This window comes from Sphingobium sp. ba1 (assembly GCF_000743655.1).
GTDB lineage: Bacteria > Pseudomonadota > Alphaproteobacteria > Sphingomonadales > Sphingomonadaceae > Sphingobium.
Genome location: NZ_JPPQ01000069.1, coordinates 1431727 through 1449852, shown reverse-complemented (window position 1 = coordinate 1449852; position 18126 = coordinate 1431727). Strand labels below are relative to the sequence as shown.

General features: G+C 62.6%; 18 protein-coding genes, 1 tRNA gene and 1 pseudogene. 14 read left to right on the top strand and 6 right to left on the bottom strand.

Annotation, left to right across the window (positions count from 1 at the left end; translation table 11 throughout):
- From IL54_RS25375 to IL54_RS24100, 5 genes and pseudogenes are all read right to left on the bottom strand, one after another.
- A pseudogene (locus IL54_RS25375) lies at positions 1-1299 on the bottom strand (hypothetical protein); the annotation flags it as partial.
- A 241-nt stretch (positions 1300-1540) separates the two neighbouring features.
- A complete protein-coding gene (gene paoC, locus IL54_RS10025; protein ID WP_037475297.1) occupies positions 1541-3748 on the bottom strand; it encodes an aldehyde oxidoreductase molybdenum-binding subunit PaoC in 2208 nt (735 codons plus the stop codon).
- Positions 3745-4701: an FAD binding domain-containing protein gene (locus IL54_RS10020; RefSeq protein WP_037475294.1), complete on the bottom strand. Its 957-nt coding sequence runs from the start codon at positions 4699-4701 to the stop codon at positions 3745-3747. The genes paoC and IL54_RS10020 overlap by 4 nt, the downstream gene beginning before the upstream one ends.
- Positions 4698-5336, bottom strand: coding sequence for an aldehyde dehydrogenase iron-sulfur subunit PaoA (gene paoA / locus IL54_RS10015; RefSeq protein WP_037475292.1), 639 nt, complete (start codon positions 5334-5336; stop codon positions 4698-4700). The genes IL54_RS10020 and paoA overlap by 4 nt, the downstream gene beginning before the upstream one ends.
- Positions 5337-5364: 28 nt before the next feature.
- Positions 5365-5598 (bottom strand): hypothetical protein, encoded by a 234-nt coding sequence (locus IL54_RS24100; protein ID WP_156106186.1) that lies wholly within the window; start codon positions 5596-5598, stop codon positions 5365-5367.
- Positions 5599-5686: 88 nt separating this feature from the next.
- On the opposite strand from IL54_RS24100, the gene IL54_RS10005 reads away from it, so the two are divergent.
- From IL54_RS10005 to IL54_RS22935, 13 genes are all read left to right on the top strand, one after another.
- A tRNA-Gly gene (locus tag IL54_RS10005) sits at positions 5687-5761 on the top strand.
- Between the two features lie 583 nt (positions 5762-6344).
- Entirely contained in the window at positions 6345-7082 is a 738-nt protein-coding gene (locus IL54_RS10000; RefSeq protein WP_052027640.1) for a helix-turn-helix transcriptional regulator, read from the top strand.
- A 186-nt stretch (positions 7083-7268) separates the two neighbouring features.
- Complete coding sequence (trbB, locus tag IL54_RS09995) at positions 7269-8234, top strand: P-type conjugative transfer ATPase TrbB (protein WP_037475285.1); 966 nt, start codon at positions 7269-7271, stop codon at positions 8232-8234.
- Positions 8234-8566, top strand: a complete 333-nt coding sequence (locus IL54_RS09990) for a TrbC/VirB2 family protein (RefSeq protein WP_037475283.1) — start codon at positions 8234-8236, stop codon at positions 8564-8566. The genes trbB and IL54_RS09990 overlap by 1 nt, the downstream gene beginning before the upstream one ends.
- Positions 8566-8835: a VirB3 family type IV secretion system protein gene (locus IL54_RS09985; RefSeq protein ID WP_037475279.1), complete on the top strand. Its 270-nt coding sequence runs from the start codon at positions 8566-8568 to the stop codon at positions 8833-8835. The genes IL54_RS09990 and IL54_RS09985 overlap by 1 nt, the downstream gene beginning before the upstream one ends.
- Entirely contained in the window at positions 8832-11267 is a 2436-nt protein-coding gene (gene trbE, locus IL54_RS09980; RefSeq protein ID WP_037475277.1) for a conjugal transfer protein TrbE, read from the top strand. Before IL54_RS09985 ends, trbE begins: the two co-directional genes overlap by 4 nt.
- Complete coding sequence (gene trbJ, locus IL54_RS09975; RefSeq protein ID WP_037478299.1) at positions 11264-11965, top strand: P-type conjugative transfer protein TrbJ; 702 nt, start codon at positions 11264-11266, stop codon at positions 11963-11965. Before trbE ends, trbJ begins: the two co-directional genes overlap by 4 nt.
- A gap of 1 nt (position 11966) precedes the next feature.
- Positions 11967-12251, top strand: coding sequence for a putative entry exclusion protein TrbK-alt (gene trbK-alt / locus IL54_RS25905; protein WP_052027639.1), 285 nt, complete (start codon positions 11967-11969; stop codon positions 12249-12251).
- A complete protein-coding gene (gene trbL / locus IL54_RS09965; protein WP_037475274.1) occupies positions 12244-13524 on the top strand; it encodes a P-type conjugative transfer protein TrbL in 1281 nt (426 codons plus the stop codon). Before trbK-alt ends, trbL begins: the two co-directional genes overlap by 8 nt.
- Before the next feature lie 2 nt (positions 13525-13526).
- On the top strand, positions 13527-14210 hold the full coding sequence (gene trbF, locus IL54_RS09960; protein WP_037475271.1) for a conjugal transfer protein TrbF: 684 nt from the start codon (positions 13527-13529) through the stop codon (positions 14208-14210).
- Positions 14207-15205, top strand: a complete 999-nt coding sequence (gene trbG / locus IL54_RS09955) for a P-type conjugative transfer protein TrbG (RefSeq protein WP_037475270.1) — start codon at positions 14207-14209, stop codon at positions 15203-15205. The genes trbF and trbG overlap by 4 nt, the downstream gene beginning before the upstream one ends.
- Positions 15202-16413 carry a TrbI/VirB10 family protein gene (locus IL54_RS09950; protein ID WP_037475268.1) on the top strand — a complete coding sequence of 404 codons (1212 nt, stop codon included), beginning with the start codon at positions 15202-15204 and terminating at the stop codon, positions 16411-16413. The genes trbG and IL54_RS09950 overlap by 4 nt, the downstream gene beginning before the upstream one ends.
- Complete coding sequence (locus IL54_RS22935) at positions 16413-16649, top strand: DUF2274 domain-containing protein (protein ID WP_076605493.1); 237 nt, start codon at positions 16413-16415, stop codon at positions 16647-16649. The genes IL54_RS09950 and IL54_RS22935 overlap by 1 nt, the downstream gene beginning before the upstream one ends.
- On the opposite strand, the gene IL54_RS09945 is transcribed toward IL54_RS22935, so the two are convergent.
- Positions 16585-17532: a LysR family transcriptional regulator gene (locus IL54_RS09945; protein ID WP_037475265.1), complete on the bottom strand. Its 948-nt coding sequence runs from the start codon at positions 17530-17532 to the stop codon at positions 16585-16587. The genes IL54_RS22935 and IL54_RS09945 overlap by 65 nt on opposite strands.
- 443 nt (positions 17533-17975) lie before the next feature.
- Here IL54_RS09945 and IL54_RS24095 point away from each other — a divergent pair, with 443 nt between their 5' ends.
- Complete coding sequence (locus IL54_RS24095; protein WP_156106185.1) at positions 17976-18110, top strand: benenodin family lasso peptide; 135 nt, start codon at positions 17976-17978, stop codon at positions 18108-18110.
- Positions 18111-18126 lie beyond the last annotated feature (16 nt).

Sequence of the window (18126 nt, the reverse complement as noted above, 5' to 3'; positions counted from 1 at the left end):
ATCGCCATACAGCGTGTCGTTCCCGGCATCGCCATACAGCGTGTCATTGTCGTTGCCGCCCCGTAGCACGTCGGCACCATCGCCCCCGTAGAGCGTGTCGTTTCCGTCCCCGCCCCGCATCGTGTCATTGCCGCCAAGGCCATAAGCGATAATGTTTCCGGCGCTTGCCAGGAGCGAGTCCCCGCCGACAGTTCCGCGCCAGATCGGGAAGCTGTCGGTGAAATCCTCCTGCGTCAGCGACGTGATACCGTTGATATAGGTGTAGATATCGAGTTCGGAAAACTGACCGTTGTCATCGACATCGACCCATAGTTCGACACGATTGTTGACGGTGTCATGCTTCCACGACACGTCGGCAAAGCCATCGCCGACCAGTTCGGCGGGCAACTGCACGCCCGACGCGCCACCGCCAATGACGAAGGTGAAGTTGATCGGAGTCGCGTTGAACGCGATGCCCCGGCCATAGGCGTAGGAAGGCAGATCGATCTTGTCGCCGCCGGTTACACCAGCGCCTTCGAAATCGGTAATGATATCGATCGTGGAAGGCGAGGAATCCGAACGCGGCGTGTTGTAGGTCAGGGTGAAGATATCATTGCCTGCCCCGCCGGTCAGCATGTCCCCATCCAGGCCACCGATGATCTGGTCGTTGCCAGCGCCACCGACCAGCATATCCTGGCCCAGCCCCCCGTTGATCACATCATCGCCGCTGCCGCCGGTAATGACATCATCACCCGCGCCGCCGGTAATGATCATGGCATTGGTCGCCGCAGTCGCATTCAGGTGCAGGAAATCGGTTTGCAGTTGTGATCCCGCGTCGATCCATCGCACGTCAGTCATGGCATGCAATGTCAGACGCACTTGCCCTGAACCGATCGAAAAACGCTCGACCCCGCGCACCGTATCAGCGTCGAAGAGGATGGAATTGGCGTAGATGCCCGATATCGACAATATGTCGACGTCACTGCCGGTACCGCCATTGATGCGGTCGGCGGTATTCAGCGATGACCCTATAACGATATAGTCGGCGCCATTGCCCCCATCGACAATGTCGTTGCCGACACCAGTGATGATCTCATCATTACCATCGCCGCCGTTCAATATGTCGTTGCCGACGCCGCCGTCGATCAGATCATCGCCGCTATCGCCGTTGATCGTGTCATTGCCATCCTCACCATAGAGGGAATCATCGCCCAAGCCGCCGGAAATGACATCATCGCCGCCGCCGCCGTAAATTTCATCAGGGTCGATTGTGCCAGTGAGCGTATTCGGCAGATTGTCGCCAATAATAGTCGCCATCATTCCCTCCTGCACCTCGATCGAGCAATGTTGCCGTCGAGTTTACCCCATCTATAAAAACGGAGTGGGGATAGCGCAGGAAAAGACCAAAACTATAGCATGAATTGGACATAATCAGTGTGTTGGCAGGGCTTCCCGCGCACCGCGCGATTGCCGCCGGCTTCCGCAAGCCAATGACAGAACACAAAGATCATGCCTCCCCAGTCGAGGGAAGATCACTTCTTCTCCTCGAGGCGCAGGCTGATCAGACCGCCCGCGCCTTGAGCAATTTGTCGATGGTCAGCGGATAGTCGCGGATGCGGATGCCGGTCGCGTTATAGATGGCGTTGGCCACCGCCGCACCAGCACCGCAAATACCCAGCTCGCCCACACCCTTGGCCTTCATCGGCGAGCTTTTGTCGTCCAACTCTTCGATGAACAGCACGTCTTGTTCGGGGATGTCCGCGTGGACCGGCACCAGATATTCGGCCATGTCGTGATTGACGAAGAAACCGAAGCGAGTGTCCACGTCCAGCGCCTCCATCAGCGCCGATCCCGCCCCCATGGTCATCGCGCCGATGACCTGGCTGCGCGCGGATTTGGGATTGAGGATGCGCCCGGCCGCGAACGCGCCGCCCATGCGGCGGATACGCACTTCGGCCGTGTCGATATCGACGCCGACTTCGCAGAAATGCGCGCCGAAGGTCGCCTGCGCATAGCGTTTGTCGAGATCGCCGAATTCGATGCTGTCCTCGGCCCACACACCTTCACGCCCGGCGAGCGCCGCCAGCGTCTGGGACTTGTTCTCGTGGCGGATGAGGCCCTCCTCGAACTCGGCCTGATCAACCGGATAGCCCGCCTTCTCCGCCAATTTCGCGCGCAACGCCATGGCGGCGACATAGACGCCCGCCGTAGAGCTGTTAGCCCCCCATTGTCCGCCCGAACCCGCCGAAACGGGAAAGCGGCTGTCGCCCAACCGGACGGTGACGGCCTCGATCGGCACGCCCATCATCTCCGCCGCCGTCTGGGCGATGATCGTATAGCTGCCGGTGCCGATGTCAGTCATATCGGTTTCGACGATCACCTGCCCCTTGGCATCGACGCCGATCCGCGCGCCCGACTTGCCGACCAGATTGTTGCGGAAGGCGGAGGCCACGCCCATACCGACCATCCAGCGTCCATCGCGCACCTGGCCCGGCTTTGCCTGCCGCTTGTTCCAGCCGAAACGTTCGGCCCCGGCGCGCATGCACTCCACCAGCTTGCGGCTGGAGAAGGGCCGCTGCGTGCCTGCTTCGGGATCATATTGCACATCGTTGCGGATGCGTAGCTCGACCGGATCGACGCCGCAGGCTTCGGCCAGTTCATCCATCGCGACCTCCAGCGCGAGCAGGCCGACCGCTTCGCCCGGCGCGCGCATCGCATTGCCTTCGGGCAGATGGAGCGTCGCCAGCCGGTGTGCGGTCATCCGATTGGCACCACGATAGAGCAGCCGCGTCTGCTGCGCCGCCGTTTCCGGCCCGCCGCCGGGCAGGTCGCCCGACCAGACTTCATGGCCGATCGCGTCGATCACGCCATCCTTGTCCGCGCCGATGCGGATGCGCTGGATCGTCGCCGGGCGATGGGTGGTGTTGTTGGGGATCTGGTGCCGCGCGAGCGCGACCTTGACCGGACGTCCGACCTGCCTTGCCCCCAACGCCGCGAGCAACGCATCGGCGCGCAAGAACAGCTTGGCCCCGAAGCCGCCGCCGATATAGGGCGACACCAGCCGGACATTCGCCTTAGGGATGCCCAATGTCTTGGCAACATCGCCCACGGTCCATGCGATCATCTGGTTGGACGTCCACAGCGTTAGCTTGTCGCCATTCCACACCGCGGTGGAGGCATGTGGCTCCAGCATTGCGTGGCTATGGTCGGGGGTGGAGTAATTCTGATCGACCTTGACCGCCGCCTTGGCGAACGCGCCGTCGAAATCGCCGACCGCCGTATCGGGTGACCCGCCAAAGCCGCCTTCGGGTGGCTTGACGGCATTGGCCCGCTCGGCGGTCAGGTCGAACTTCCCGCCTTCGCTGGTGTAGTCAATCCGTACCAGCTTGGCGGCGTCGCGCGCATTTTCGAAGGTATCGGCGATGACCAGCGCAACCGCCTGGTCATAATGGTCGATCTGCGGCCCACCCAGCAGAGGTGCGGTATTCATGCTGCCCTTGCCGAGTTTTCCGGCATTGGCGTGCGTGACGATGCCCAGAACGCCGGGCGCAGCCTCGGCCGCGCGCAGGTCCATGGCAGCAATGCGCCCTTTGGCGATGCCCGACCCGATCATCCAGCCATAGGCGGCATTGGGTGCGGCATCGTGCCGCTCATAGGCATAGGGCGCGGTGCCGGTCACCTTGGCGGCGCCGTCGATCCGGTCATGGGCCTTGCCCACGACCCGGCCCTTGTCGATCGGGTTCAACCCGGCGGGCGTATCGAACTTCATGCCCGTGCCTCCTTCTGCCGATAGAGCGACGTCAGCGTCTGTTCGACCAGCTTTTTCTTGAAATCATTATGATGCGTCGTGCGTGCGCCCGCCAGCGCGGCCTCCGCCACCGCCTTGGCACCGGACCCGGCCGCCGCATCCGCATCGGCCGTGCGCCAAGGCTTTGCGCCGATGCCGCCAAAAGCAAAGCGCGACGCGCCATTCTTGCCGAACACCGCTGCCACCGACACCAGCGCGAAGGCATAGGAGGAACGGTCGCGCACCTTGCGATAGACATGGGTGCCGCCGATCGGCTTGGGCAGGGTGACCGATGTGATGATCTCCCCGGCTTTCAGCGCCGTTTCGACATGGGGCGTATCGCCGGGCAGCAAGTGGAAGTCCGCGATCGGGATCGACCGGGCCGCGCCATCCGCGCCGACCGTATCCACCGTCGCGTCCAGCAGCCGCATCGCCACCGCCATGTCGCTCGGATGTTGGGCGATGCAGGCATCGCTGACGCCCAATATCGCCAGGTTGCGGCTCATGCCCTGCAATGCGCCGCAGCCGCTGCCCGGCTTGCGCTTGTTGCAGGGCATGCGCGTGTCATAGAAATAGGGGCAGCGCGTGCGTTGCAGCAGGTTGCCCGCCGTGGTCGCTTTATTGCGCAGCTGTCCGGATGCGCCCGACAGCAAGGCGCGGCTCAACACGCCATAATCGCGCCGCACCACTTTGTCGGCGGCGAGATCAGTATTGCGCACCAGCGCGCCAATGCGCAGCCCGCCATCGGCGGTCTTCTCTATCTGATCGAGCTTCAGCGGATTGACGTCGATCAGATGCGTGGGCGTCTCGATCTGAAGTTTCATCAGGTCGAGCAGGTTGGTGCCGCCCGCAATGAAGCGCGCGCCCTGCGTCGAAGCGGCCATCTTCGCCGCTTCCTGCGCGCTGGTCGCGCGGCTATAGGTAAAGGGCTTCATGCCTTGGCTCCCCCGGCCACGTCGTTCATGGCGGCGATGATGTTGGGATAGGCGGCGCAACGGCAGATATTGCCGCTCATCCGCTCGCGCAGCTCGGCATCGGTCAGCGCCACCTTGTCCAAATCGTCGGTGACATGGCTGGGGATACCCGCCTCGATTTCCTCCAGCACGGCGACGGCGGAGCAAATCTGCCCCGGCGTGCAATAGCCGCATTGATAGCCGTCATGGGTGATGAAGGCGCGCTGCATCGGGTGCAGTTTGTCGGGTGTGCCCAGCCCCTCGATCGTCGTGATCGCCTCGCCATCATGCATCACCGCGAGCGTCAGGCAGCTATTGATGCGTCGTCCTTCGACGATGACCGTGCAGGCGCCGCACTGGCCATGGTCGCACCCTTTCTTGGTGCCGGTGAGGTGCAGATGCTCGCGCAGCGCGTCGAGCAGGCTGGTGCGCGGATCGAGCTGCAAATGCGCTTCGCGGCCATTGACGGTCAATTCCACCGGGATCATCGGGGTTCCTTCGCGAGAGGAAGCGGCAACGGGCTGTGCCGCCTGCGCGCTGGAAAGAAATGGCGTCGCCGCGGCAATGGTCGTTCCACCGCGCAACATGCCCCGGCGGGTGATCTGGTCGGACGGCATGGCGGTCCCTTTCTTCTGCTATCGGCTGTCATACGAAGGGCGGCGGCAAATGATCCCTGCCGATGCAGGAAATATGATCGACAAGGCGCGGCAGCGCAAGCGCACCTATTGCCAGGGCGGCAGGACCGGCGCGATAGCCGGACAGCGAGTCGGACAATGGTTTGACATTTTTGTGCTGGGTGCGCGGAGCGGCCGAGGGCGCTGAACGAGGTAAAAGTGGCGGAAAACCAAGCTTTCCCGCACTTGCAGCAAGGAATTTCATATTTGTGCAATTCTTCCCTTGCCGATCCTCAAAAGCGCTGCTAGTTCCCCGCCACCCGCCGAGAGGGACACATCCTCCGGCCGCCAGAGCGGGCGTAGCTCAGGGGTAGAGCACAACCTTGCCAAGGTTGGGGTCGAGGGTTCGAATCCCTTCGCCCGCTCCAGAAATCATCGAAAAATCAATGGTTTCTGGGGCATGATGCGATCAGAATGTTGGAGACAAAGCTCCTTAAATTGGTCGCTGTCTCCACATTGTCTCCACCGAATTTGCAACTGTAGCGGTATTTGGCGTTGTCTGGCGTAGCCGGGTTGTCGTTGGCATTTCGCACTCGGCGTTGATTCAAACTGGTGGGCGTTAAGGTTCGCTGCTGCGTTACAAGAGGTAAGAGACGGACTTTTGCCAGCGGCTGAAAAGCAGTGATCGTGTCGGCACCTCATGCCATGGCGCGAAACGGATGTGCTGGTATCCGAGATTAGCTGGCGGCAGACCAACCTCGACCACCCGTGTATCGAGCCTGTGGTTCATATGTACGGAGACGCCTCAGGTTGCACAGTTGGCAATCCCACATGACCGTCACGCAATTGTCACATAGCGAAAATGCCATAAGCTGTCCGCTCATCTCGTTTTACCGATCGTTGTGAGGACGACTGGGGAGCGCACAGAAGGAGGAAGGCGAATCGCGAGACCTGCGGGTTGGGAACGCCCTTGCGGTCGATTATGCTATTATCATGGGTCGATATCGACGTTTGGATGCCCTCGCCGCAGCATTAGCCGAGGCGTCCAACATACACATACTCTACGAAGTCCTGGCGAAGATCGCGCGGGAGATGGGGTTCGATTATTTTGCGCTAGCCGAGCATGTCAACCTGCGGATGCCGCACGCGCTTCCCCTCCAGATCCACAATTATCCGTCCGGCTGGGCAGCCTATTATGTCGACAAAGACCTGGGGCCAAGAGATCCCATTCGCCGTGCCAGCCACCGGACCCATCTGGGCTTTGCGTGGATAACTATCCCACGGTTTCTGACATTGACGCCTGCCGACCGCGCCGTTCTAGCTGCCGGTCAAGCCCACGGGCTGGGTGAAGGTTTTACCGTCCCCTCGCACATCCCTGGCGAAGTCAGCGGATCCTGTACATTTGTCACCCGAGCCGACGAGCCGCTGCCTCGCGATCAGATCTGGACGGCCCAACTGATAGGCGGGCTGGCGTTCGAATGCGGGCAACGCCTCCTCGGGCGCACGACCCTGTCCGGTGATTCCGCGATCACGGAGCGTCAACGCGACTGCGTGCTATGGGCCGCCCGCGGCAATACCGACGGCGAGATTGCGGACATATTGGGCATCTCCAAGGAAACCGTGATCCAGCATCTCAAGTTCGCGCGCGAGCGCTATGGCGTCCGGAAGCGAACGTCGCTCGTGATCCGGGCGCTGTTCGACGGCCTCATCTCCTTTTCCGAAATCTTCCAGCGACACCGATATTGGTAACCTCAAGTCGAGGGGGCGGTGCGCCGTCCCCTCATCGAATGGCTCCTGTGAAACCGCCGTTTCCCTGTCTTTCTGCGCCAGCCTACGCCGAAGCGATTTCGATGTTGCGGATAGAGGCAATGTGGCTTTCTTGATCATCCCCTGAGCTGGACCGCCAACGGTCCGGCAAACTCGCAGGGTCGATCCATGAGCATATATCCGCTCCGTACAGAAGCCAGGACACGCGGCTCGCGTATGCTGCGCACGGCGCTCGGTTCGGCGATCATCGGCTGGCTCGACGATGCTGGTGTCATCGAGATTATGCTCAATCCCGACGGGCATATCTGGATTGATCGGCTGGGCGAAGGCCTCAGCGATACCGGAGCCTGTCTGTCGGCCGCCGACGGCGAGCGGATCATCCGTCTGGTCGCGCATCATGTCGGCGCGGAGGTTCATGACGGAGCGCCTCGCGTGTCGGCCGAACTTCCCGATACCGGCGAGCGGTTCGAGGGGCTTCTTCCGCCCGTCGTCCAGTCCCCGACATTCGCCATTCGCAAGCCCGCCGTCGCTGTGTTCACGCTCGAGGATTATGTTGCCGCCAATACCATGTCTGCGCGCCAGGCCGATATATTGGCGCAAGCCGTTTCCACGCGCCAGAACATCCTGGTGGCCGGTGGCACAGGGACCGGCAAGACGACGCTCACCAACGCGCTTCTGGCCGAGGTCGCCAGGACGACCGACAGGATCGTCCTCATTGAGGATACGCGCGAGCTCCAATGCACATCTCCCAACCTGATCGCGATGCGAACCAAGGATGGCGTCGCCACGCTGTCCGATCTCGTGCGATCCGCCCTGCGCCTACGTCCAGACCGCATCCCCATTGGTGAGGTGCGCGGGGCCGAAGCCCTCGACCTGATCAAAGCATGGGGGACGGGCCATCCGGGCGGGATCGGCACCATCCACGCGGGATCGGGCATGGGCGCACTGCGGCGAATGGAACAGCTCATCCAGGAAGCCGTCGTCACGGTCCCTCGTGCCCTGATCGCCGACACGATCGACATCGTCGCGGTGCTTGTGCGCGACGGCCACGGCCGCCGTCTGGCCGAATTGGTCCGCGTCGATGGCCTCGATCCCAGGGGCGAATATTCCCTTACCAGCCAAGGAGACGTTTGATGATCCAGCCTGTCGTGCCAATCCGCCGGAGTGCCAGTCATTTGGCGCTCGCTGGCATCATAGCCATGGCGTCCGTGATTCCGGCCTATGCGGCCGGATCGTCGATGCCTTGGGAAGCGCCGCTCCAGTCCATCCTGGAATCGATCGAAGGGCCGGTCGCCAAGATCATCGCCGTGATGATCATCACGGTAACCGGCCTGACCCTTGCATTTGGCGATACGTCGGGCGGCGCGCGAAAGCTCATTCAGATCGTATTCGGTCTGAGTATTGCCTTCGCCGCAACGAGCTTCTTCCTCTCCTTCTTCTCGTTCGGCGGTGGAGCGCTCGTCTGATGGATAGGGTTGGACAGGTTCCAGGCTTTGACGTGCCGGTCCATCGGTCCCTCACCGAGCCGATCCTTCTGGGCGGCGCGCCGCGCGCGCTGGCAATCGTCAACGGGACGCTCGCGGGCGCCGTCGGCCTCGGGTTACGGCTATGGATCGCAGGCCTGGTGCTTTGGGCTATCGGTCATGTGCTGGGCGTATGGGCCGCCCGCCACGATCCGAACTTCGTCGATGTGGCCCGGCGGCATGTTCGCTATCCGACCTGGCTACCGGCATGATGTCGCTGCGCGAATATCGTTCGACCGCGAGCAGCCTGAGCGATTTCCTGCCTTGGGCCGCTCTGGTCGCGCCGGGCGTCGTCCTCAACAAGGACGGCTCGTTCCAGCGCACAGCCCGTTTCCGGGGACCGGACCTCGATTCCGCGACGCCCGCTGAACTGGTGGCGACGACCGCGCGGCTGAATAGCGCCCTGCGTCGGCTCGGCTCGGGCTGGGCCTTGTTCACCGAGGCGCAGCGGGTGCCAGCGAACGATTATCCCGACGACGTCTTTCCCGATCCGGCTTCGCGACTGCTGGACCGGGAACGACGCGAGCAATTCCATGAAGAAGGCGCGCATTATGACAGCGCCTATTATGTTACCCTGCTGTGGATGCCGCCGGCGGAAGACAGCGCACGGGCCGAACGCTGGCTTTACGAGGGCCGTTCGACGACGACGTCCAACGGAGCCGAACTGCTCGCTGGTTTTATCGACCGCTCACACCGGATCGTCCAGTTGCTCGAAGGCTTCCTGCCGGAAATCGCCTGGCTCGATGATGGTGCGACCCTCACCTATCTCCACTCGACCATCTCGACCAGGCGTCAGGCCGTGCGCGTGCCCGAAACGCCGATGCACCTCGATGCGCTCCTGGCTGACGAACCGCTGGTCGGTGGCCTGGAACCCCGCCTCGGCAACAGCCATCTGCGCAGCCTGACGGTAACCGGCTTTCCGACCTCAACCTATCCTGGCCTGCTCGACGAACTCAATCGTCTGGCCTTTCCCTATCGCTGGTCGACGCGGGCGATCATGCTCGACAAGGCCGATGCCACCCGATTGCTGGGCAAGATCCGGCGACAATGGTTTGCCAAGCGCAAGTCAGTCGCGGCCATTCTCAAGGAGGTGATGACCAACGAAGCCTCGGCCCTGTTGGACACGGACGCATCGAACAAGGCAGCAGACGCCGATCTGGCGTTGCAGGAACTGGGCTCGGACATGATCGGCCAGGCCTATGTGACCGCCACAGTGACGGTGTGGGACACAAACCCTGCAATCGCCGCCGAGAAGCTGCGCCTTGTCGAGAAAGTCGTTCAGGGCCGGGATTTCACCTGCACGACCGAAGGTCTCAACGCTGTGGAGGCCTGGCTCGGATCGCTGCCGGGCCATGTCTACGCCAATGTCCGGCAGCCGCCGATCAGCACGCTCAACCTGGCGCATATGATGCCGCTGTCGGCCGTCTGGTCTGGACCGCCGGGCGATGCGCATCTCGATGGTCCGCCGCTATTCCATGCCAAAACCGAAGGATCGACGCCTTTCCGCTTCTCGCTGCATGTTGGCGACGTCGGGCACACGCTGGTGGTGGGGCCGACAGGCGCGGGCAAGTCGGTTCTGCTCGCCCTGATGGCGATGCAGTTTCGCCGCTATCCCGGCGCACAGATTTTTGCCTTCGACTATGGCGCCAGCATGCGCGCCGCGGCGCTGGCGATGGGCGGTGACTGGCAGGATCTGGGGACGGGGCTCCACGCCGAGAATGCGGCTGTATCGCTCCAGCCTCTTGCAAGGATCGATGATCCGGTCGAACAGGCATGGGCGGCGCAATGGGTCGGTTCGATCCTTGAGGCAGAGGGGATCACGCTCGATCCCCAGGCCAAGGACCATCTGTGGGCGGCGCTCCGATCGCTCGCCAGCGCGAGGCCCGACGAACGGACGCTGACGGGTCTTGCTGTCCTCCTGCAATCCCAAATCCTCAAACAGGCGCTGCAGCCCTACTGCGTGGGCGGCGCCTGGGGTCGCCTGCTCGATGCCGAGGCAGAGCAACTGGGCGATGCCCATGTCCAGATACTCGAAACCGAAGGACTGGTGGGCTGCGCCGCAGCCGCTCCGGTACTGGCCTATCTTTTCCATCGGATCGAGAACAGGCTCGATGGATCGCCCAGCCTCGTCATCATCGACGAGGGCTGGCTCGTGCTCGACAGCCCGACCTTTGCCGCGCAATTACGCGAATGGCTCAAGACGCTGCGCAAGAAGAATGCGAGCGTGATCTTCGCGACGCAGAGCCTGGCCGACATTGAAACCAGCGCCATTGCGCCAGCCATCATCGAAAGCTGCCCGACCCGGATATTCCTGGCCAATGAGCGGGCGACCGAACCGCAGATCAGCGCCATCTATGCCCGGTTCGGGCTCAATGCCCGGCAGATAGAGATATTGGCGCGGGCGACGCCAAAGCGCGATTATTATGTCCAGTCCCGCCGCGGCAATCGCCTGATGGATTTGGGGCTAAAGGAGGTGGCGCTCGCCTTTACCGCCGCGTCCTCCAAGTCCGACCAGCGCAGGATTGACCAGATACTGAGCCGACCGGGCGACGAACAGTTCGCAGCGGCCTGGCTGCGCGCATGCGGGCACGACTGGGCTGCCGACCTGCTTTCCACGCAAGAGCCAAAGGAGCAATGCTCATGACATCGCGCTTCATCGTTCGCCCGCTTGGCCTGTGCGCTGCTGCGCTCGCATTGGCCATGACACCGGCACAGGCACTGGTTGTCTATGATCCCACCAACTATGCCTCCAATGTGATGCAGGCGGCGCGCGCCTTGCAGCAGATCAATAACCAGATCCGGTCGCTGCAGAACGAAGCGACTTCACTTGTCAACGACACGAAAAACCTCGCCAGTTTGCCGTTCAGCAGCCTTCAGGCGCTCCAGCAGCAGGTGCGGCTGACCCAGCGCTTGCTGGGGCAAGCACAGCGCCTGGCCTATGACGTGACCCAGATCGAGCAGGCCTTCTCGACCAAATATGGCGATATAGCGTTGTCGAGTTCAGACGCCGACCTCGTCGCCGGTGCCCGGGAACGTTGGTCCACCAGCGTCGATGCGTTCGAGGATGCGCTGAAGGTCCAGGCCGGGGTGGTCGGCAACATCGACGGCACCCGGACATCGATGGACGATCTTGTTTCAGCCAGCCAGTCGGCATCGGGCGCGTTGCAAGCTGCCCAGGCCGGGAACCAGCTTGTCGCGCTCCAGTCCCAGCAACTGGCCGATATCACCGCCATGCTCGCAGCGCAGGGCCGCGCCCAGACGATCGAAGCGGCACGCGCAGCCACTGCGGAGGCGGAGGGCCGGGTCCGATTCCAGCGATTCATGGCGCGTTCGGGCCAATAGGATGCGGAGCGGTCGTCTCGCGCTGGCGTGCCTCGTCGGCGGTAGCATGCTGACGGTTGCAGTGCTCACGGTCATGCACCAGCAGCGAGGCACGCCCACTGAACAGATACTGCCGATGCCGGTGTCGACCGAGCGCCGCGCGGCCGCCCTTGTTCGCTGTCGGCACGTCACGGCACAGGATCCAACCTGCGAAGCGGCCTGGGAAGCCGAGCGACGCCGCTTCTTCGGCACAAATGATGGCCGGAACGCCCGATCCGATGGGCAGGAGCCTACCGGACATGAATGATGTCGGCGTCATCGACCGGTTCCTCGTGACCTTCACGGCCTATATCGATTCCGGTTTTGGCCTTCTTGGCGGGGAGGTCGGGTTTCTCTCGACCACGCTGATCGCAATCGACGTGACACTTGCCGGGCTGTTTTGGGCATGGGGTGCCGACGAGGATGTCCTGCAACGTCTAGTCAAGAAGACGCTCTATATCGGCTTTTTCGCGTTCATCATCGGCAACTTCTCCTCGCTCTCGCAAATCCTGTTCCAGTCCTTTGCCGGGCTGGGCCTTAAGGCGAGCGGCGCCGGCATCGGCCTCGCCGAGTTCATGAAGCCGGGTAGCGTTGCCTCGGTTGGGCTAGATGCAGGCGAACCGCTTCTCACGTCCGCGTCCGAGATGATGGGGTTCACCTCGTTTTTCGCCAATTTCGTCCAGATCGCCGTGCTGCTGCTGGCCTGGATGATCGTGATCCTCGCCTTCTTCATTCTTGCCGTGCAGCTGTTCATCACGCTGATCGAGTTCAAACTGGTGACGCTGGCCGGATTCGTCCTGCTGCCCTTCGCCTTTTTCGGGCGGACGGCATTCATGGCGGAGCGGGTGCTTGGTCATATCGTATCGAGCGGCATCAAGATCCTGGTCCTCGCCGTCATCACCGGCATCGGCACGGGACTGTTCGACCAGTTCATCAACGCGCTGGGTGGAACAGCGCCGACTGCGGAACAGGCCATGTCGATTGCGCTCGCCTCATTGGCGTTGCTCGGTCTGGGCATATTCGGCCCCGGCATCGCCAATGGTATCGTCACCGGAGGTCCGCAGCTTGGTGCAGGCGCAGCGGCGGGTACGGCGATTGCAGCCGGCGCCACGCTGGCCGGCGGGGCCGCAGGCGCACGGCTCGCGGCCGGCGCTGTTGGAGGGGCGGTAGCGAGCGCATCGAGCGCCGCTGCCCGTGCGGCCGGATCGACCAGCGCCACCTATAGCGTCGGTGCAGCGGGCAAGAGCGGGGGAGACGCTGTCGCGGGCGGCATCGGTGCGTTGGGAAGAGCGGCCGGCTCTGCCGCCACGTCCCCACTCCGCCGCGCTGCCGATGCAATGAAGCAAAGCTTCAACGCCGGGAAATCGGGCGCATCGACGAACAGTGGTGGCGCTGAAGCTGCGTCCGGGCCGCCAAAATGGGCGACGGCAATGCGCCAGCGGCAGGCGATCGCCCACGGGGTTTCGACCGCCGCCCACACATTGCGCGGCGGCGACAGCGGTGGTGGCGGCGCTTCAATTGATCTGAGCGGAAGGGACTGATCATGTTCAAACGACCATCCATCCGGTACGGCCAGACCCCGGAGCCGGTCACGCCTTACCAGCGTGCTGCCCAGGCTTGGGACGATCGCATCGGCTCAGCGCGCGTCCAGGCGCGCAATTGGCGTCTCGCCTTTTTCGGCACGCTGATGCTGTCTGGTGGTCTTGCCGCCGGCTTGATCTGGCAATCGGCGCGCGGCTCGATCGTGCCCTGGGTGGTGCAGGTGGACAAGTTCGGCGAAGCACAGGCCGTCGGCCCCGCCGATGCGGGATACCGTCCGACCGATCCGCAGATCGCCTTCCATCTTGCGCGCTTCGTCGAGCAGGTTCGCAGCATCCCGGCCGATCCGATCGTCCTGCGCCAGGCATGGCTGCGCGCCTATGACTTCACCACGGATCGCGGCGCCATGGTCCTCAATGATTATGCGCGGGCGAATGACCCGTTCGCGCTTGTCGGCAAGACGCAGGTTGCGGTCGACATATCGAGCGTGATCCGGTCGTCGGACAGCAGCTTTCGCGTTTCCTGGACCGAGCGGCGATACCAGGATGGGGCACTGGTTGAGACAAGCCGGTGGTCGGCCATCGTGACGGTCGTGATCCAGCCACCCTCCGCGCCCGATGCCCTGCGCAAGAACCCGCTCGGTCTGTTCGTCAACGCTATCAACTGGTCGAAGGAGCTTTCCCAATGATGCACGTTCATCGTTCTGGGGCCGCAATTGCGGCTTTGCTGATTTCCGTAAACACGATCACGGCCTGCGCAGCGACGCGCCCGGCCCTGCTTGGGGCAACGCAAACGCCTGCAGTGCGCATCGCGGAACCTGAGAAACAGGTCGAGATCGTGACTGTTGCCAACCCCCTGCCGTTGCCGGGGCAACTCAAGCCGGTGCCGCTCATAGCTCCCGCTCCGGCGCTTGCTGATCCCAAAACCCGGATCGTCGCTGCCAATGCCGCAGCCCGCATAGAGCCCGCGCGCGATGGCTTCATCAACGCCATGCAGCAATATCCCTGGGCGGAAGGCGCTCTTTATCAGGTCTACACGGCGCCCGGCCAGGTGACGGACATCGCCCTTCAGCCCGGAGAAACGCTTGTCGGCGCGGGCCCCGTCGCTGCTGGCGATACCGTGCGATGGATTATCGGCGATACGCTCAGCGGTGCGGGTGAGACGCAACGGGTCCACATCCTGGCGAAGCCGACCCGGCCCGATCTTATGACCAACCTGGTGATCAACACAGATCGGCGGACCTATCATCTCGAACTGCGCGCCACCCCGGCCACCTATATGGCATCGGTATCCTGGTCCTACCCTCAGGATGAATTGATAGCGCTGCGGCAGCGCAACGCCGCTATCGCCGTAAAGACGCCGATCGCCGCAGGCGTTAATCTCGCCTCGCTCGATTTCGGCTACGCGATCGATGGGGACAAGCCGAGCTGGCGACCACTGCGCGCGTTCGACGACGGTAGCCAGGTCTTCATCGAGTTTCCCGCAAGCGTCGCGCAGGGCGAAATGCCGCCAGTCTTCATCCTGGGGAGTGCCGGCAATGCCGAGCTCGTCAATTATCGGGTGCAGGACCGTTTCATCATCATCGACCGACTCTTCAGCGCAGCCGAGTTGCGCATGGGGGACAGGAAGACGGCGCAGCGGGTACGCCTGACACGGATCGCAAGCGGGAGAAGCCGACCATGAGCGACCGTAGCGAGCAGGATAGTTCGCCCGTGCCGTCGGCGGCGCCGTTCAAGTTGGGAGGGGATGCGCCGACGGTAATGCGCCTCTCGCGCAAGACATTGGCCGGGGTGGGCGTGTTTGCAGGATTGAGCATCGGGGGCGCGCTCATCTATGCGCTACAGCCACCGGAGAATCCGGTCGGCCAGGAAGTCTACGCGACCGAGAGCCGGGCAAAGGCCGACGGTCTGGGATCGGTGCCCAAGGACTATAGCCAGGTCCCGCAATTGGGACCGCCGCTACCGGGCGACCTGGGACGGCCAATCCTTGCTGCACAACAGGGCGGCAACGACAACCAAGTTTCCGGGCAAGGCTATCCATCCGATCGCCAGGCCATCGATCCGGCCGTCGCAGTACGGCAAAAGGCGCGTCAGGAACGGGACGCTGCGCAGGCAAGCCAGTTGTTTACAGGACAGGGGAGTGCCCAATCGACGGGCAGCGCGCCGGAGCATGTCGCCACGGGGTTGCCGACCACCGCGCCAACGTTCGGGCCGGACCTTGCCGCCCCATCGGCAATGACGGCATCGGGTAGCGCGGCCAAACATGCTTTCATGACGGACACCATGGATACGCGCTCGCTCGCCTCATCTACCGTCGAACCTGTGGCGTCCGCCAACATCCTGCAGGCTGGCAGCATCATACCCGCCGCCTTGATCACTGGCATCAGATCCGACCTGCCCGGTCAGATCAGCGCCCAGGTCACGCAGAATGTCTATGACAGCCCGACGGGGCGCATCCTGCTCATTCCGCAGGGCGCAAGGTTGATCGGGGACTATGATTCGCAAATCGATGCCGGTCAGTCGCGGCTTCTGATGGCATGGACGCGACTCATCATGCCTGACGGGCGTTCGATGATGCTCGAGCGTCAACCTGGAGCCGATGCCAGCGGCTTTGTGGGTTTGCAGGACAGCGTAAACAATCATTGGGGTGGCGTTGCGCGCGCTGCCATGATCTCTACTCTTTTGGGCCTTGGCACGGAGTTGGCGGCCGATAGCGATAACGACATCATCCGGGCGCTGCGCCGGGGGTCGCAGGACAGCTTCAATCAGGCCGGGCAACAGATCATACAGCGTCAGGTAGCGATAGCCCCGACCTTGACCATCCGGCCGGGCCATCCGCTGCGCGTCATGATCACGCGAGACCTTGTCCTTCCCCCTCTGGGCAATCGGTGATGGCCAAGCTGCGCCTGGGATCGCTGGCGGACGACAAGCCCGTCAAGATCAGTCTGGAATTGCCTGCCAATGTCCATCGCGACCTTGTGCGCTATGCTGCGGCGTTGGCCACTGAAACGGGGGAAGCGCAGGTTTCTCCCGAACGCCTCATCGGCCCAATGTTGGAACGGTTCATGGCGGGGGACCGCGCCTTTGCAAGCCATCGCAGCGGTAAGGCTTCTCGGCAACCGTCATGATGGTCCCAAGCAAAGGGGCCAGCGCAGGATTGCTAGCGTCTTTACGCCAGCAGAGGCCAAAATCGATGCGCGCATGGCCATGGGGCTCGTGGATGGGCAAGGCGACGAGATGCGGGAGCAAGCGAGCTAACGCGCCCTCCTGCACGATGGTAAAACAGCCTGCATCAATCAGTTGGTAGAGCCCATTCAAATTCAGCGGACTACGGACGATCGCCGCGCGATCCAGACCAGCCTGCGATTGGGCCAGGGTAAGATGTCCGGCAACTTGGGAGAGCAGATCGTCCCCGCGCGCGCTGTCCGCAAGTAGAAGGGTAAGGTCGCGCAGATCCGACCAAAAGAGCGGCGCACGCAATGCCAGAGGGTTGTCGCGGACCATGACGGCAAAAAGCCGGCTGCTGCCAATAGCGTGATATGCCGCGGCTGGCGGGGCCAGATGGCCTGCAACGATGATGGCGTCGAGTTGGCCGCGCTCGAAGTCGCGTACAAGCGCCTGTCTGTCACAGACCGCAGCAGACAGCTGGATGTCTGCATGGCGTTTGCTGAATTCCAGCATGAGAGACTGCACCGCGCTACTGGGCACTGCGCCTGAAAGGCCCAGCTTCAGCGCACCGCAGCGCCCTTGTCCAAAGATGATGGTGTTGCGATGAAGGCTGTCGAGATCAGCCACAAGCTGGCGCGCGCCCGATATAAAATGGTCTCCCGCGCGTGTCAGTCGGGCGCCGCGGGTCGAGCGCTCGAACAGGTCGGTGCCAAGCCGCTGCTCGAGATGGCGGATCCGTTGGCTCAACGTAGATTGCTTGATGCGCAGCGACTCGGCCGCTTGGCTAAAACTCCCAAGCTCCGCCGTCGCTATGACATAATGGAGGTGACGGATTTCGATCATGCTCCAACCCTCGCCGCATTGGTTCTTCAGACAAACCCAATGTTTCGCGGTTCACTCATGCTGAAAATCCCCAGAAATGGGGGAAAAACGAACCCTCGCGGCGCCTTTTACCAATGCCAGAATTTGCGATTGCAGAAATGTCGGGATAGATTTGGATCAATGCCGCCGGCAGAGCGGGCGTGACCGGGTCGCTGTCGTGTATGTCCAGGCTTTGCTAAAGACGGCGGCGCATGATCCCAACTCATGTCTCACAGCACGGTCACGTCCCGCGTCGGAAATAGGCTGCCTTCTCCCTGTTAGCATTCGATCAGAGGTCCATTATGCGTGGGGATCGAAGGTCGGTCGCGATTATAATCGGATTATAAAATTCTTATAATCGATCGCCGGGCACATCCTTGTCGGTGCCGCGAAATGGATCGCGGTCTATCGAAGAGGAACGTGTGATGGAAAAGACTGTCGAACGTCGCAACGACGATATGATCGACCTTGGCGCAATCAGCGTCGAGACGAAGGGCCCGGGCCTTGGCCAGGGTGACGAGATCGGGCTGCAGAACCCGGTCGGCCTTTCCGACGACTGACACCACTGCCGGTGCG